Here is a 15,426-nt window from a genome sequence, read left to right on the forward strand (position 1 = left end):
CGCCAGCCCGTCGGCCCTCAGGAATCGAAGAGCTTCTGCACCACCGAGAAGTCCTGTTCGCCGTGGCCCTGCTTGACCAGCAGCCGGTACAGCGCCAGGGCCAGGCTGCCCATCGGCGTGCTGTTGCCGCTGACCTGCGCGGTCTCCTGCGCAAGCCCCAGGTCCTTGGTCATCAGCGCGGCCATGAAGCCGCCGGTGTAGCCGCGCGAGGCGGGGGCGTTCTCCATCACGCCGGGCCAGGGGTTGTACACCTCCAGCGCCCAGTTGCCGCCTGAGCTGCGGCGCATGATCTCCGACAGCACCACCGGGTCGAGCCCGTTGGCGGCGCCCAGGGCGAGGGATTCGGCGGTGCCGATCATCAGCACCGCGAGCAACTGGTTGTTGCACACCTTGGCCACCTGGCCGGCGCCGTCGCCGCCGGCGTGGAAGATGTTGCGGCCCATGGCGGAGAACACCGGGCGGGCGCGTTCGAGCACCTCGGCGTCGCCGCCGACCATGAAGGTCAGGGTGCCGGCGATGGCCCCGCCGGTGCCGCCGGAGACCGGCGCGTCGAGCATCGGGATGCCGCGCTCGGCGGCCGCCTGGTGGACCTTGCGCGCGGAGGCGGGGGCGATGGTGGAGCATTCCAGCACCAGGGTGCCGGGCACGATATGGCCGAGCAGGCCGTCGGCGCCCAGGTAAAGCCCTTCGACGTGCTGGCTGGCCGGCAGCATGGTGATCACCACATCGGCGCCGTCGACCGCGTCATGGGCGCTGCGCGTGGCGCTGGCGCCCTGGGCGACCAGGCCGTCGATGGCGCTCTGCACCAGGTCGAACACGCGCAGCAGGTAGCCGGCCTTGATCAGGTTGGACGCCATGGGCGCGCCCATGTGGCCGAGGCCGATGAAGGCGATGGTTTGCATGCTGGTTTCCTCCTGTCGAACGGCAGGCACTCCACGCTGGCAGGTACCTGTAGGAGCGAGCTTGCTCGCGAACAGCCCCGCAGCGGGGTTCGTTCGCGAGCAAGCTCGCTCCTACAAAAGAGGACGCAGGCGGCGGATCAGAGGTCCGCCAGCGGATGCCCGCCCTCCCAGGTCGCGTCGAAGTGCGCATTCACCACTGCATCAGGTATGGCAGCGATCTCCGGCCAGTGCCAGTGCGGGGCGTTGTCCTTGTCGATCAGCCGGGCGCGCACGCCTTCGGGGAATTCCGGGTGGCGGCAGCAGTTCAGGCTCATCGCGTATTCCATGCGGAACACTTCGGCGGTCGACAGATGGCGCGCGCGGCGGATCTGTTCCCAGACCAGCCGGGCGGTCAGCGGGCTGCCGGAGACCAGGGTCTTCGCGCCCCGGGCGATCAGCGCGTCGCTGTCCTCGGTGAGCGGGGCCAGCGCGTGCCAGGCTTCGACCACGTTGGCGCAGTCCAGCAGGGCGTCGATGCGTTCGCGGCGCGGCAGCAGCTGGGCCTGCGGCAGTTCCCCGCGGACCTCGTGCTCCAGCGCGCGCAGCAGGCTGTGCAGCTGCACGTCGGCCTGTTCGCGCCAGTTCAGCTGCACCAGGCCTTCGAGCAGGTCGTCCTGCTGGGTGTCGAGCAGGAAGCGGTCGGCCAGGTCCAGGTCCAGCGCGTCGCGGGCGTTCATCTGCGTGGCGGTCAGGCCGAGGAACAGGCCGAGGCGGCCGGGCAGGCGGGCGAGGAACCAGCTGGCGCCGACGTCCGGGTACAGGCCGATGCTGATTTCCGGCATGGCCAGGCGGGTGGACGGCGTGACGATGCGCACCCCGGAGCCCTGCATCAGGCCCATGCCGCCACCCATCACGTAGCCGTGGGCCCAGCAGATCAGCGGTTTGGGGTAGCTGTGGATGAGGTAGTCGAGGCGGTATTCGTCGGCGAAGAAGCGGCGGGCGAGGCCGGGAACCTCGCCGGGCTGCTCGCGGCAGGCGTCGACCAGCTTGCGCACGTCGCCGCCGGCGCAGAAGGCCTTGCCGCCGTTGCCGCGCAGCACCACGCAGGCGATCTGCGGGTCGTCCTTCCAGACGCCCAGCTGATGGCTCAGCGCCTCGATCATCGGCAGGCTCAGGGCGTTCAGGCTCTTCTCGGCATCGAGGGTGGCGACGCCGACACGGAAACCGTGCAGGCCGGGGCGCTCTTCGAAGATCACGTTCATGGCCGGCCCCTTACTGGTTGCGCCAGTGCGGTTCGCGCTTTTCCAGGAAGGCGTTGACGCCTTCGCGGGTGTCGTCGGCATCGAACAGGTCGACGAAGCGCTCGCGCTCTTCCGGCAGCCAGGTGCTCGGGCCGCGTTCGCGGGCGCCCTGGATCAGCGGCTTGATGGTGCGTACCGCCACCGGGCTCTGGCGGGCGACCTTGGAGGCCAGCAGCAGGGCGGTGCCACGGGCCTCGCCGGTGTCCACCACCTGCTCGACCAGGCCGATGCGCAGCGCGGTGTCGGCGTCGACGCGCTCGCCGCAGAGGATCATGCGCTTGGCCCAGCCTTCGCCCACCATCCAGGCCAGCGCCTGGGTGCCGCCGGCGCAGGGCAGCAGGCCCACGGCGGCTTCCGGCAGGGCCATCTGCGCCTGGCGCTCGGCGATGCGGATGTCGCAGGCCAGGGCGCATTCCAGGCCGCCGCCCATGGCGTAGCCGTTGATCGCGGCGATGGACACGCCGCGGAAGTCGCGCAGGGCCTCGAAGGCTTCGCCGAAGCGCCGGGCCATCTCGCGGGCGCGGGCCTTGTCGCCGTCGGCGAACATGTTCAGGTCGGCGCCGGCGGAGAAGAATTTCGGGCCCTGGCCGGTCACCACCAGGGCGTAGATGTCGTCGTCGCGGTTGAGGTGTTCGATGAGCTGGCGCAGGCCGATCAGCGAGTCGCGGTCCCAGGTGTTGGCCGGCGGGTGGTTGATGGTGATCAGCGCGGTGTGGCCGTGCTTTTCCACCGTCAGCTTGTGGGTCAGGTCGAAGACTCCGGGCTTGTAGGGCTCGAGGGCATTGCTCATGGGGCATCTCCTTGTCGGTGCCGCCGGCGGGGCGGACGCATGTGCCTGGACTCTAGGCGCGCGCGGCGTGGCGCGTCCATGTCCGATCTGTTTCGATTGTGCCCGCGCAGGCGGGCGGTTTTTCCAGTGCTTTTGATCTGGGTTCTTCGTAGGAGCGAGCTTGCTCGCGAACCCGCCCCGCTGCGGGGGTTGGTTCGCGAGCAAGCTCGCTCCTACAGCAAAAATCAGAGCAAGCGATCCAGCATTCCGCCCTGTTCCAGCAGGCGGCGGGCGACGATCACCCGCATGATCTCGTTGGTGCCCTCGAGGATCTGGTGCACGCGGCTGTCGCGCACCCAGCGCTCCAGCGGGTAGTCGTTGAGGTAGCCGTAGCCGCCGTGCAGCTGCAGCGCCTCGTTGCACAGGGCGAAGCAGCGGTCGGTGGCGAAGCGCTTGGCCATCGCGCAGTAGAGCGTCGCCTCGCCGTCCTTGTGGTCCAGCTTGTGGGCGGCCAGGCGCACCATCTGCCGGCTGGCGGTGAGGTCGGTGAGCATGTCGGCGAGCTTGAACTGCAGGGCCTGGAACTCGGCCAGCGCCTTGCCGAACTGCTTGCGCTCCTCGACGTAGCGCAGCGATTGCTCCAGCGCCGCCTGGGCCGCGCCGAGGGAACAGCTGGCGATGTTCAGGCGGCCGCCGTCCAGGCCCTTCATGGCGTAGACGAAGCCCTGGCCTTCCGGGCCGATGCGGTTGCCGGCGGGGATGCGCACGCCCTCGAAGGTGATGGTGCGGGTCGGCTGCGCCTTCCAGCCCATCTTGTCCTCGTTGCGCCCGTAGCGGATGCCCTCGGCGTTGGCCGGCACCAGGAAGCAGGAGATGCCCTTGGCGCCGTCCACGCCGGTGCGTGCCATGACGATCAGCACGTCGGTCGAGCCGGCGCCGGAGATGAAGGTCTTGGCGCCGTCCAGCACGTACTCCTCGCCGTCGCGGCGCGCGCGGGTGCGCAGGTGCGCGGCGTCGGAGCCGGCGTCCGGCTCGGTGAGGCAGTAGGAGGCGAGCAGTTCGCCGCCGATCATCCCCGGCAGCCACTGCTCCTTGAGCGCGGCGTCGCCGAAGCTGGCGAGCATCCAGGTGGCCATGTTGTGGATGGTGATGTAGGCGGTGGTGGCGACGCAGCCGGCGGCCAGCTGCTCGAAGATCAGCGAGGCGGACAGGCGGGAGAGTCCCAGGCCGCCGTCGTCCTCGGCGATGTAGAGGCCCAGGTAGCCCTGCTCGGCGGCGCGGCGGATCACCTCCACCGGGAAGTGGTGCTGGCGGTCCCAGTCGGCGGCGTGGGGGGCCAGTTCGCGGCTGGCGAAGGCGCGGGCGCTGTCCACCAGCAGGCGTTGTTCTTCGGACAGATCGAAATGCATGCAGCTACCTCTGTTTGTTCTTGTCGGCCACATCGTCGCGCGGTGCGCGAATTTCCATCGGTTATAGCGGTTGCGCCGTCGGCTGTGGATTGACGATCTTGCTCAGGGGATGGACGATCTTGGCATTCACGCGCGCGGAAATCTCGCCATGTCCCGTCCACTCACCTCGTCCTGGCCGCTGCCCCAGCAGGGCGTGCGTTTCATCACGCCGCCGCGCCTGCGCCGCGCGCTGGACCGCCATCCGCTCGGCCAGGCCTGCTATCCAGTGGCGCTGGGCTATTATCCGGCGGCGGCCGGACATCGCATGGAACGTGCCGCGCCGGAGGACCATCTGCTGATCTACTGCAGCGCTGGGCTCGGTTGGCTGGAAACGGCGGATGGACGATTCGAGGTCGCCGGCGGCGATCTGCTGGTGCTCCCCAGGGGCCGCGCCCATGCCTATGGCGCCGATGCGCAGCGGCCCTGGTCGATCTTCTGGGTGCACCTGGATGGCCGGCTGGCGGAGGAGTTCCTGCGGCCGCTGGGCAAGTCGCCGCGCCTGCGGGTGGGCGTGCAGCCGCGTCTGCTGGGCGAGTTCGATGCGCTGCTGGCGCTGCGCCGGCAGGGCCTGAGCCTGCCGCACTTCATCCATGCCGCGCACCTGCTGCAGAGCCTGCTGACCTCGCTGGCCCTGCGCCCGGTGCGGGCGCGGCTGAAGTCCGGGCGCGTGCTGGATGTGGAGGCGGTGCAGGCCTTGATGCGCGAGCACCTGCACGATGCGCTGAACCTCGACGAGCTGGCGGCGCAGTTCCACCTGTCGCGCTTCCACTTCGCCAAGACCTACCGCGCGCTGACCGGGCAGGCGCCGATCCAGGACTTCATCCGCCTGAAGATGACCCATGCCTGCCGGCTGCTCGACCAGGGCAACCTGGAGGTGCGCCAGGTGGCCGAACAGCTGGGCTACGCCGACGCCTATTACTTCTCGCGGCTGTTCAAGCGCGTGGTGGGCATGGCGCCCAGTCATTACCGGGCGCTGCACACCGGCTGAGGCGCTTTACTGCAGGGTCAGCGGCTTGCCCGCGGCGCTGCGCTCGGCCTGCCATTCGGCGAGGGTCGGGGCCGCCTCGGGGCCGTCCATGTGCTCGACGATCTCGAAGAAGTCCTGGTGCAGCGGGTCGCGCAGCACCGCGTCGCGCTGTTTCACCTTCACCACGTAGACGCGCTGCACGTTCTGGTGATCGAAGGCGCGCCATTCCTGCTGGCCCTTGAGCAGGCTGTAGCGGTGGCCTTCCAGGGCCTTGATCAGCGCCTCGCTGTCCAGGCTGCCGCTGCGCTGGGCGGCGTCGGCCCACTGGTAGACGATGCTGTAGGCGGACGCCGCGGAGCTGGCGGGGTAGACGCCGTAGCGCTGGACGAAGTCGCGCACGAAGGCCTGCCCGCGCGCCGAGCCTTCGCGCTCGGGCACCTGCCAGGTCCAGGGTTCGGTGCCGATCACGCCCTGCATCAGGCCGGGGCCGGCCAGTTCCACCACGCTCTGGGTGAGGTTCGGCGCGATGATCTGGTGGTTGCGTGTCAGGCCCAGTTCGTCGGCGATGCCGATGGCGCGCACCAGGTCCTCGCCGAACAGCGCCAGGACCAGCACGTCGGCCTTGCTCGCGGCGGCCTGGGTCAGGGCGTCGCGATAGTCGGAGAGGCGCGCACCGGGGAAGGGCACCTTGATCGAGGGGTTCTGCGCGACGTCCTCGGTGCCGGTGTAGTGGCGCAGCGAGCTCTCGGTGGTCAGGCCCCAGGTGTAGTTCGCGGTGATATAGAAGTAGCGCTTGCCGGGCAGCGTGCGGCCGAGGTAGTTGCCGAGCGCCCGCGCGCTCATCCAGGCGCTGTTGCACTCGCGGAACATGTAGCGCTGGCCGTCCTTGCCGGTGGTGTCGTTGGAGTAGGTGAGGGTGCCGAAGTACAGCAGCTTCTTCTGCGCGGCGCGCTCGCCGGCGGCGATGGCCACGGCGCTGGAGGCGCCACCGAAGAACATCGCCACGCCGTCGGCGGACATGGCGTCGACATTGCGCACGGCCTTTTCCGGGCGCGAGGCGTCGTCCTTGCTCAGCAGGCGCAGGGGCCGGCCGAGCACGCCGCCGTGGGCGTTGATCTCGTCGATGGCCAGCAACGCGCCGCGCATCTGCGCGAGGCCTTCTTCCTTGTAGGAGCCGGTGCGGGGGTAGCTGAGGCCGAGGTTGATCGGCTCGGCGGCGTGCGTCAGGCAGCTGAAGGCAGCCACCAGCGTGAGTGCGGCGGTCAGAAGTCGCATGTTCGTTCCCTGTTGTTGTTATTGGCGGGTGAAGCGAGAGACGGACTGTGCACAGGCTGGTACAGCGGTCCTATTAGTCTTTGGTCGAATTCGGAGGTGTCTGATGGTCGTGGGTGGCGCGCGGTTTCCCAGACCCGCCCTGGGCGAGCGCCGCGGCTGTCCGGGCCGGGGCGGCGGGCGCCTTGACTTGACCGGGGCGCTTGCTTAGCGTGCCGGTTCGTTTCACCAGGCAGATGAGTCATGACAAGCGAAGACCGGATCAAGCTGGAAGCCAGCTGGAAGGAAGCCCTCCACGAGGAGTTCGAGAAGCCCTACATGAAGCAGCTGGGCGATTTCCTCCGTGCGGAGAAGGCCGCCGGCAAGGTGATCTTCCCGCCCGGCCCGCTGATCTTCAACGCGCTGAACACCACGCCGCTGGACCGGGTGAAGGTGGTGATCATCGGCCAGGACCCCTACCACGGCCCCGGCCAGGCCCACGGCCTGTGCTTCTCGGTGCAGCCGGGGGTGCCGACGCCGCCGTCGCTGCAGAACATCTACAAGGAGCTGCAGCGCGACCTGAACCTGCCGATCCCCAGCCACGGCTACCTGCAGCACTGGGCCGAGCAGGGCGTGCTGCTGCTCAACACCTCGCTCACCGTCGAGCAGGCGCGCGCCGGCTCCCATGCCCAGGCCGGCTGGCAACTGTTCACCGACAAGGTGATCGAGGTGGTCAGCCAGCGCTGCGAGCACCTGGTGTTCCTGCTCTGGGGCTCCCATGCGCAGAGCAAGCAGAAGCTGATCGACGCGCAGAAGCACCTGATCCTCAAGTCGGCCCACCCTTCGCCGCTGTCGGCCTACCGGGGCTTCCTCGGCAACGGGCATTTCAGCCGCACCAACAAATTCCTCGAACAGCACGGGATGGCGCCGATCGACTGGTCGTTGCCGCCGGCCTGACCCGCCCCAAAAAAGAGGCCCGCGCGAGGCGGGCCTGGAGAAATCGCCGGGGAACTCGGCCCGGCGAGCGTGGCACTTACTCCGCCGCCTCGGCGCGACGCTGCCAGAGGCGGAAGCAGGGTTCGGCGAGGAACAGCACCAGCAGCAGGCGCAGCACCTGCAGGGCCGTGACCAGCGGCACCGAGAGTTGCAGCGCCTCGGCGGTCAGGCTCAGCTCGGCGATGCCGCCGGGCATCATGCCGAGCATCAGCGACTGCTGATCCAGCGGCCCGAGCCAGCCGATCAACTCCGCCACCAGCGCCGCCGCGAGCATCATCCACAGGGTGCAGACCAGGCTGCGGCCGACGAAGGCCGGCGCGTTGCGGAAGAAACCGCGACTGAAATGACAGCCCAGCGCGCTGCCGATCAGCCACTGGCCCAGCGAGCTGCTGCCCGCCGGCAGGCCGATCTGCAGGTCGGCGGCGATGGCGGCGACGGCGCTGGCCAGCAGCGGCCCGAGCAGCCAGGGATTGGGCTGGCGCAGCGCCTGCAGGATCAACGCGACCGCCGCGCCGGCCGGCAGCAGCAGGGCCAGCCATTCCCAGTTGAGCGTGGTTGCGTGCGCGCTCGGCGGTTGGGTGCCCAGCAGCCAGGTGAAGGCTGCCGGCACCAGCAGCACCACCAGCAGCAGGCGCAGGCTCTGCGCCGCCGCCACGCGGCTGGCCTGCGCGCCGTGGCGCAGGCCGAGGTTGACCATCTCGCTGGCGCCGCCGGGCATGCTGGAGAAGAACGCGGTGGCGCGGTCCTCGCCGGCACGCCTGAGCAGAACGATGGCGGCCAGGCTCGACAGCGTGGTGGCCAGCGCGCCGAGCGCCACGATGGCGCCGTGTTCGAGCACCTGCTCGACCACCGCCGGGGTGAAGTGCAGGCCGATCCCGGTGCCCACCACCCATTGCCCGGCCTTGCGCGCACCGGGGACTTCCGCCAGCGGCCAGTCCAGCAGGCAGCGGCTGAGCATCACCGCCAGCAGCGAGCCGATCATCCACGGCAGCGGCCAGCCGACCCCTTCGGCCAGCCAGCCGCCAAGGGCGCCGATCAGGGGCGTTGCCCAGAACCGGCGCCAGTCCGCCAGCTTATGCATCGGCCAGCCCGACCGGGGCGCGACGGCTGCGCTTGCGCCAGGCGCGGTACAGCGGCAGGCCGAGCATCAGCGCGACCAGCGCCCAGGTGCCGAGGGTGATCGGGCTGGACCAGAGGATGCCCAGCTCGCCATTGGAGATCGACAGCGCGCGGCGCAGGTTCTGTTCCATCAGTCCGCCGAGGATGAAGCCCAGCAGCAGCGGCGAGAGCGGGAAGTCCAGCTTGCGCAGGAGGTAGCCGAGGATGCCGATGGCGACCATCAGGAACAGGTCGAAGGTGGTGGCATGCACGGCGTACACGCCGATCGCGGTGATGATCGCGATGCCCGGCACCAGCGCCCAGTTCGGCACCGAGAGGATGCGGGTGAACACCCGGACCATCGGCACGTTGAGGATGATCAGCATGACGTTGGCGACGAACAGCGAGGCGATCAGACCCCAGACGATGTTCGGCTGCTCCTGGAACAGCAGCGGGCCGGGGGTGATGTTGTACAGGCTGAGCGCGCCGATCATCACCGCGGTGGTGCCCGAGCCGGGCACGCCGAGGGTCAGCATCGGCACCAGGGCGCCGCACGCCGCGCCGCCGATGGCGGTTTCCGGCGCCGCCAGGCCGCGCATGTCGCCCTTGCCGAACTGGCCGGTTTCGCCGGCCAGCTTCTTCTCGGTCATGTAGGCCACGGCGCTGGCCAGGGTCGCGCCGGCGCCGGGCAGCACGCCCATGATGAAGCCGAGCAGGCCGCAGCGCAGGTTGACCACGAACACCGCGGCCGCTTCCCTGACGTTGAACAGCATGCGCCCGCTGGCCTTGACCATCTGGTGGCCGTGGTGGGTCTTCTCCAGCAGCAGGAGGATTTCGCTCACCGAGAACAGGCCCAGCACCAGCACCACGAACTGGATGCCGTCGGAGACATGGATGTTGTCGAAGGTGAAGCGGTACACGCCGCTGTTGGCGTCGATCCCGACGCTGGACAGGAACAGGCCGAGCAGCGCCGCCAGCAGCGTCTTCAGCGGCCGGTCGCCGGCCAGCCCGCCGAGGGCGACGATGGCGAAGACCATCAGCACGAAGTATTCCGCCGGGCCGAAGGCGATCGCCCATTTCGCCAGCAGCGGGGCGAACAGCACCATGCCGCAGGTGGCGATGAAGGCACCGATGAACGAGCTCCAGGCCGACAGCGACAGGGCCACGCCGGCCAGGCCGTTGCGCGCCATGGGGTAGCCGTCGAGGGTGGTCATCACGGTGGAGGCTTCGCCGGGGATGTTCAGCAGGATCGAGGAAATCCGCCCGCCGTATTCGCAGCCCAGGTACACGGCGGCCAGCAGGATCAGCGCCGACTCCGGCGGCAGGCCGAGGGCGAAGGCCACCGGGATCAGCAGCGCCACGCCGTTGATCGGGCCCAGGCCCGGCAGCAGGCCGACGACGGTGCCGATCAGGGTGCCGATCAGCGCGGTGATGAGGTTGTAGGGCGTCAGGGCGACACCGAAGCCCTGTCCCAGGTAGCTCAAGGTTTCCATGGTCTTTTCCTCAGAGCAGGGGTTCGAGGATGCCCAGCGGCAGCGGGACATCCAGGGCGCGGTCGAACAGCAGGTAGAGGCCGATGGCAAGCAGCGTGGCCATGGCCACGCTGGCCAGCGGGCGGCCGCCGTAGATCAGGGCGATGAAGGTGCCGATCAGGGCGCTGGCCGGGATGAAGCCCAGCGGTTCGAACAGGCCGGCGTAGACCGCCAGCAGCGCGACGCAGAGCACCACCTTGGCCAGCAGCGCGCCTTCCAGCGCGGGCTCGTCCTCGTCACGCTTGATCGGCGTGGGGCGCACGATCAGCCAGGCCAGGCCCGCGGCCATCAGGCCCAGGCAGAGCAGCGGGTAGGCGCGCGGGCCGACCGGTTCGTAGGAGAAGGGCGCCTGGTAGTTCCAGGCGATCAGGGCGAAGGCGACGCAGGCGAGCAGCCAGGCGCCGGCGAACAGCCGCTGGAAGAGGCTGGTTTGCGACATGGGGAAACTCCTTGCATCGGCGGCCGTGATCGGCCGCCGATGCCGCGCGGGGCGTTACTGGATGAGGCCGAACTCGCGGGCGAGCTGCTTGTACTGGGCGACCTGTTGCTTCACGTAGGCGTCCAGCTCCGGCCCGGTCATGGCGAAGGGGAACAGCTCGCGCTGATCGCGCAGCCTGGCGAAGTCTTCCGAGGCCAGCAGCTTGTCGAAGGCGCCTTTCCAGAACGCATAGTCCTCGTCGCTCACCTTCGGGCCGACGTAGAAGCCGCGCACCACCGGCCAGACGATGTCGTAACCCTGCTCCTTGGCGGTGGGGATGTCGGTCATGCCTTCATCCTTCAGGCGTTCCTCGGCGAACACCGCCAGCAGGCGCATCTTGCCGGCGCGAATGTGCGGCATGGAGTCGGAGATGTCGGTACTGCCGACCTGGATGTGCTTGCCCAGCAGCGCAGTGGCGATCTCGCCGCCGCCTTCCAGGGCGACGTAGCGCAGCTGCTTGGGATCGATGCCTGCGGCCTTGGCGACCAGCGCGGTCTGCATCCAGTCCTGGCTGCCGACGGTACCGCCGGAGCCGATCACCACCTTGCTTGGGTCGGCCTTGAGCGCGGCGACCAGGTCGCCGAGGTTCTTGAACGGCGAGTCCGCCGGCACCGCGATGGCGCCGTAGCTGGTGCCTACCGCCGCCAGCCATTTCACCGCGTTCTCGTCGAAGCGGCCGAACTTGCCCTGCGCCAGGTTCAGCAGCGAGCCGCTGGAGAAGGCGGTGATGGTGTTGCCGTCGGCCGGGCGCTGGGCGACCACCGCGTTGTAGGCCACGGCGCCGACGCCGCCGGGCATGTAGGTGACGCGCATCGGTTTGGACAGCAGCTTCTCGTCCATCAGGGCGCTCTGCGCCAGCTTGCAGGTGAGGTCGAAGCCGCCGCCGGGGGAGGCCGGGGCGATGCATTCCGGGCGCTTGGGCTCGGCGATCAGGCTGCCGGCGAACAGCAGGGTGGCGCCGGCCAGGGTCAGGTTGCGCAGGACGGTGGACATGGGCAGTTCCTCTCTTGTTGTTGTCGGTTTACCAGAGCGCCACGGAGTAGCTGAGGTAGACGCGGGTTTCATCGGCATCACGGGCGAAGTTGGAGCGGTAGGTGGCGTTGCGCACGCGCACCGCGACGTCCTTCAGCGGCCCGCTCTGGATCACGTACTTCAGGTCGGTGTTGCGTTCCCATTCGTTGCCATGGCCGTCCATGCCATTGATTCTGGCATCGTCGCCGCTGATGTAGCGGTTCATCAGGGTCAGGCCGGGAATCCCGAGGCCGGCGAAGTCGAAGTCGTGGCGCAGTTGCCAGGAGCGCTCCTCGGCGTCGGCGAAGTCGCCGATCTGCACGAAGTTCACCAGGTAGGGGTTGCTGCCGTCGATGTAGGGGAAGGCGGTGTCGCCGTTCATCCGCTGCCAGCCGAGGCTGAACTTGTTGGCGCCCAGGGCGTAGCCGAGCATGCCGTTGAAGGCCTGGTTGTCGATCTTGCCGCCACGGGCTTCGCCCTGGTCGTCGCTGAGCGCAAGGCGCAGGTCGGCGCTGAATTTTCCGGGGCCGAGCGGGTAGCTGGCGAGCAGGCCGACGAAGTGCTGGCGGTAGACGTCGTCCAGGGCGGCGTAGTGGTAGCGGCCGGTGAGGTGGTCGGTGAATGTGTAGTCGCCGCCGGCCAGGTCGTAGTGGTCGCCTTCGGCGCTGCCGCCGGAAAAGCGCTTGTTCTTGTTGTTCAGCGCCAGGTCCTGCCAGTCGGTGGAGTCGCGGTCCCTGGCCTTCTCCAGGCGCCCGCCGGTGAAGTCCAGGCCCGGCAGGTCGGTGGAGTTGAGCAGGCCGCCTTCGAAGGTCTGCGGGAACAGGCGGCTGTCGTTGGGCTGCAGGGTCGGCAGGTCGGGGATCAGGCTGCCGACTTTCAGCTCCGTCTCGGATACCTTGAACTTGGCGGTCAGGCCGAGCTTGCTGTACTCGTCGGCGGCGCGGCCGTCGTCATGGGTCGGCAGCAGGCCGGTGCCGGTGCGGTCGGGCGAGGAGTCGAGCTTGAGGCCGAGCATGCCCATGGCGTCGAGGCCAACGCCGAGGGTGCCGGGGGTGTAGCCGGACTGGAAATCGAGGATGAAGCCTTGCGCCCACTCTTCGCGCCTGGACTGGCCGCTGCCGTCGCGGAAGTCGCGGTTGAAGTAGATGTTCTGGGTGCTGAGCTGGGCGCGGCTGTCTTCGATGAAGCCTGCGGCATCGCACAGCGGGGCGAAGCCGGCGACGGCCAGCAGGGCAGGGGACAGACGAGGGGAAAAGGGCTTGCGGACAGCCAGTGCAGCCTGGGGCTGGGCAGTGGGCATCTGTGGTCTCCGGTTCTTGTTGTTGTCACGAAAGGGCACCACGCCGCCTTTCGCTCTGAGCGGTCTTCGCCGCTTGGGGGCGATGCTAACGGGCTAAGCTTTCACCAGGCTTTCAGTCGCCTTTCGCAGTGTTTTCAGCGAATTTCCCCCGTTCACAGCCACTCGCGGATGGGTAAACTGCCGGCCCGAACCTGTCGTCGTAGGGGTGAATCCGCGTGCGAATCCTTCTGGTCGAAGACCATCCGCAGCTCGGCGAAAGCGTCGCCCAGGCGCTCAAGGGCGCCGGCTGGACCGTGGACCTGCTGCAGGACGGCGTGGCCGCCGACCTGGCCCTGGCCAGCGAGGACTACGCCCTGGCGATCCTCGACGTCGGCCTGCCGCGCCTGGACGGCTTCCAGGTGCTGGCGCGCCTGCGCGAACGCGGCAAGACCCTGCCGGTGCTGATGCTCACCGCGCGCGGCGAAGTGCGCGACCGCGTGCACGGGCTGAACCTGGGCGCCGACGATTACCTGGCCAAACCTTTCGAACTGACCGAGCTGGAAGCGCGGGTAAAAGCCTTGCTGCGGCGCAGCGTGCTCGGCGGCGAACAACAGCAGCGCTGTGGCGAGCTGGTCTATGACCTCGGTGCGCGGCGCTTCACGCTGGCCGACCAGGCGATGAACCTGACCTCCCGCGAGCAGGCGGTGCTGGAAGCGCTGATCGCCCGCCCGGGGCGGGTGATGAGCAAGGAGCAGCTGGCCGCCCAGGTGTTCGGCCTGGACCAGGACGCCAGTGCCGATGCCATCGAAATCTACGTGCACCGCCTGCGCAGGAAGCTCGAAGGCAGCTCGGTGCGCATCGTCACCTTCCGCGGCCTGGGCTACCTGCTCGAGGCCCGGGATGGCTGAGCCGCGCCGCTGGCACTTCCCCGGTGCCGGCAGCCTGCGTGGCCGGCTGCTCTGGCGGCTGGGCGGCATGCTGCTGGTGCTGCTGCTGATCGGCAGCGCGGTGACCTACTCGCGTGCCCGCCACACCGCTGACATTGCCTACGACCGCACCCTGCTGGCGTCTGCGCGGAGCATCGCCGACGGCCTCTACGCCAGCGACGGCACCCTGCGCGCCAACGTGCCCTATGTGGCGCTGGACAGCTTCGAGTACGACAGCGCCGGGCGCATCTTCTACCAGGTGATCGACCCGCAGGGGCGGATGATTTCCGGCTACGAGAACCTGCCCGCGCCGTCTCCGGACACGCCGCGCACGGATGATTACCCGGCGCTGGCCAAGTTCTACGACGCCCGCTACCAGGGGCAGGGCGTGCGGGTGGTCAGCCTGCAGCAGCCGGTCAGCCAGCCGACGGTCAACGGCATGGCGGAAATCCGCGTGGCGGAAACCCTCGGGGCCCGCGAGCGACTGGCGCGCAACCTGCTCGGCGATACGTTGCTGAACCTGGCGCTGTCGGCCATCGCCGCGCTGCTGATGGTCTGGTATGCGGTGAGCGCCGGCCTGCGCCCGCTGGATCGCCTGCGCGCGGCGGTGGAGGAGCGGCAGCTGGACGACCTGCGGCCGTTGCCGGAGGTCCGGGTGCAGCGCGAGCTGCGTCCGCTGGTGGCGGCGTTGAACCACTTCACCGTGCGCCTGCGCGGACTGTTCGACCGGCAGTCGCAATTCATCGCCGAGGCCTCGCACGAACTGCGCACGCCGTTGGCGGCGCTCAAGGCGCGGCTGGAACTGGGCCTGCGCGAGCAGGACCCGCAGCAATGGCGGGCGACCCTGGTGGATGCCGTGCAGAACACCGACCGGGTGACCGGGCTGGCGAATCAGCTGCTGTCCCTGGCGCGCGTCGAAAGCGGCGCGCGCGCCATCGCCGAAGGGGCGGGCGAGGCGGTCGAGCTCGGCCAGCTGGCGCGGGAGCTGGGCCTGGCGCTGGCGCCGCTGGCCCATGCGCGCGGTGTGGCGCTGGCGCTGGAGGCGGACGATCCGGTGTGGGTGAAGGGCGATCCCATGCTGCTCAGTGAGCTGCTCAGCAATCTGCTGGACAACGCCATCGTCCATGCTCCGGCGGACGGCAACGTGATCATCCGCGTGCTGTCGCCGGCCTGCCTCGAGGTGGAGGACGACGGGCCGGGGATTCCGCTGGAGGAGCGCGACAAGGTGTTCCGCCGCTTCTACCGCCGCCGCCAGCAGGGCACCGGCCTGGGGTTGGCCATCGTCGGCGAGATCTGCAGCGCGCACCGTGCCCGGATCGAGCTGGCGCAGGGCGAACTGGGCGGGTTGCTGGTGCGGGTGAGCTTCCCGGTGGAAAGCCTTTGAGCCAGACACGCGAAACCCGCCGGCGAGGGCGGGTTTCGGGGCTCGTGGACTCCAGGAACTGCCTGCGAAAAGCCAATCATGACCTCGCAGGAGCGAACGCCGGCT

General features: G+C 69.1%; 14 protein-coding genes. 4 read left to right on the forward strand and 10 right to left on the reverse strand.

What is annotated here, in order from left to right:
• Nucleotides 1-17 precede the first annotated feature (17 nt).
• The 4 genes from mmsB to AC3B6A_RS06300 all read right to left on the reverse strand — a co-directional run bounded on the left by mmsB (nucleotide 18) and on the right by AC3B6A_RS06300 (nucleotide 4,360).
• Entirely contained in the window at nucleotides 18-902 is an 885-nt protein-coding gene (gene mmsB, locus AC3B6A_RS06285) for a 3-hydroxyisobutyrate dehydrogenase (protein WP_488401430.1), read from the reverse strand.
• 137 nt (nucleotides 903-1,039) lie between these two features.
• On the reverse strand, nucleotides 1,040-2,143 hold the full coding sequence (gene dspII / locus AC3B6A_RS06290; RefSeq protein WP_488401431.1) for an enoyl-CoA hydratase/isomerase DspII: 1,104 nt from the start codon (nucleotides 2,141-2,143) through the stop codon (nucleotides 1,040-1,042).
• Between the two features lie 10 nt (nucleotides 2,144-2,153).
• Nucleotides 2,154-2,972 carry an enoyl-CoA hydratase gene (locus tag AC3B6A_RS06295; RefSeq protein WP_488401432.1) on the reverse strand — a complete coding sequence of 273 codons (819 nt, stop codon included), beginning with the start codon at nucleotides 2,970-2,972 and terminating at the stop codon, nucleotides 2,154-2,156.
• A 224-nt stretch (nucleotides 2,973-3,196) separates the two neighbouring features.
• On the reverse strand, nucleotides 3,197-4,360 hold the full coding sequence (locus AC3B6A_RS06300; protein ID WP_488401433.1) for an isobutyryl-CoA dehydrogenase: 1,164 nt from the start codon (nucleotides 4,358-4,360) through the stop codon (nucleotides 3,197-3,199).
• A gap of 148 nt (nucleotides 4,361-4,508) precedes the next feature.
• Here AC3B6A_RS06300 and AC3B6A_RS06305 point away from each other — a divergent pair, with 148 nt between their 5' ends.
• Nucleotides 4,509-5,387 (forward strand): AraC family transcriptional regulator, encoded by an 879-nt coding sequence (locus AC3B6A_RS06305; protein ID WP_488401434.1) that lies wholly within the window; start codon nucleotides 4,509-4,511, stop codon nucleotides 5,385-5,387.
• A 6-nt stretch (nucleotides 5,388-5,393) separates the two neighbouring features.
• Here AC3B6A_RS06305 and AC3B6A_RS06310 read toward each other — a convergent pair whose 3' ends face one another.
• Nucleotides 5,394-6,641: an ABC transporter substrate-binding protein gene (locus AC3B6A_RS06310; protein ID WP_488401435.1), complete on the reverse strand. Its 1,248-nt coding sequence runs from the start codon at nucleotides 6,639-6,641 to the stop codon at nucleotides 5,394-5,396.
• Nucleotides 6,642-6,881: 240 nt separating this feature from the next.
• Between AC3B6A_RS06310 and ung the strand changes: the two genes are divergently transcribed.
• Entirely contained in the window at nucleotides 6,882-7,574 is a 693-nt protein-coding gene (gene ung / locus AC3B6A_RS06315) for a uracil-DNA glycosylase (protein WP_488401436.1), read from the forward strand.
• A gap of 76 nt (nucleotides 7,575-7,650) precedes the next feature.
• Here ung and AC3B6A_RS06320 read toward each other — a convergent pair whose 3' ends face one another.
• Genes AC3B6A_RS06320 through AC3B6A_RS06340 form a run of 5 tightly spaced genes read right to left on the reverse strand, consistent with a single transcriptional unit; the run spans nucleotide 7,651 to nucleotide 13,032 of the window.
• A complete protein-coding gene (locus tag AC3B6A_RS06320; protein WP_488401437.1) occupies nucleotides 7,651-8,694 on the reverse strand; it encodes an AbrB family protein in 1,044 nt (347 codons plus the stop codon).
• A complete protein-coding gene (locus AC3B6A_RS06325) occupies nucleotides 8,687-10,204 on the reverse strand; it encodes a tripartite tricarboxylate transporter permease (protein ID WP_488401438.1) in 1,518 nt (505 codons plus the stop codon). Before AC3B6A_RS06325 ends, AC3B6A_RS06320 begins: the two co-directional genes overlap by 8 nt.
• A 10-nt stretch (nucleotides 10,205-10,214) precedes the next feature.
• Nucleotides 10,215-10,682 carry a tripartite tricarboxylate transporter TctB family protein gene (locus tag AC3B6A_RS06330; protein WP_488401439.1) on the reverse strand — a complete coding sequence of 156 codons (468 nt, stop codon included), beginning with the start codon at nucleotides 10,680-10,682 and terminating at the stop codon, nucleotides 10,215-10,217.
• 54 nt (nucleotides 10,683-10,736) lie between these two features.
• The gene (locus tag AC3B6A_RS06335; RefSeq protein ID WP_488401440.1) at nucleotides 10,737-11,714 is read right to left on the reverse strand and encodes a Bug family tripartite tricarboxylate transporter substrate binding protein; all 978 of its coding nucleotides are present in this window, start codon (nucleotides 11,712-11,714) and stop codon (nucleotides 10,737-10,739) included.
• A 28-nt stretch (nucleotides 11,715-11,742) separates the two neighbouring features.
• On the reverse strand, nucleotides 11,743-13,032 hold the full coding sequence (locus AC3B6A_RS06340; RefSeq protein ID WP_488401441.1) for an OprD family porin: 1,290 nt from the start codon (nucleotides 13,030-13,032) through the stop codon (nucleotides 11,743-11,745).
• Nucleotides 13,033-13,247: 215 nt separating this feature from the next.
• Between AC3B6A_RS06340 and tctD the strand changes: the two genes are divergently transcribed.
• Together tctD and tctE are read left to right on the forward strand one after the other, a co-directional pair.
• Entirely contained in the window at nucleotides 13,248-13,919 is a 672-nt protein-coding gene (gene tctD, locus AC3B6A_RS06345) for a two-component system response regulator TctD (protein WP_488401442.1), read from the forward strand.
• A complete protein-coding gene (gene tctE / locus AC3B6A_RS06350) occupies nucleotides 13,912-15,321 on the forward strand; it encodes a two-component system sensor histidine kinase TctE (RefSeq protein ID WP_488401443.1) in 1,410 nt (469 codons plus the stop codon). The genes tctD and tctE overlap by 8 nt, the downstream gene beginning before the upstream one ends.
• The last annotated feature ends 105 nt before the right edge of the window (nucleotides 15,322-15,426 follow it).

It is taken from the genome of Pseudomonas sp. B12(2026), from assembly GCF_057767015.1.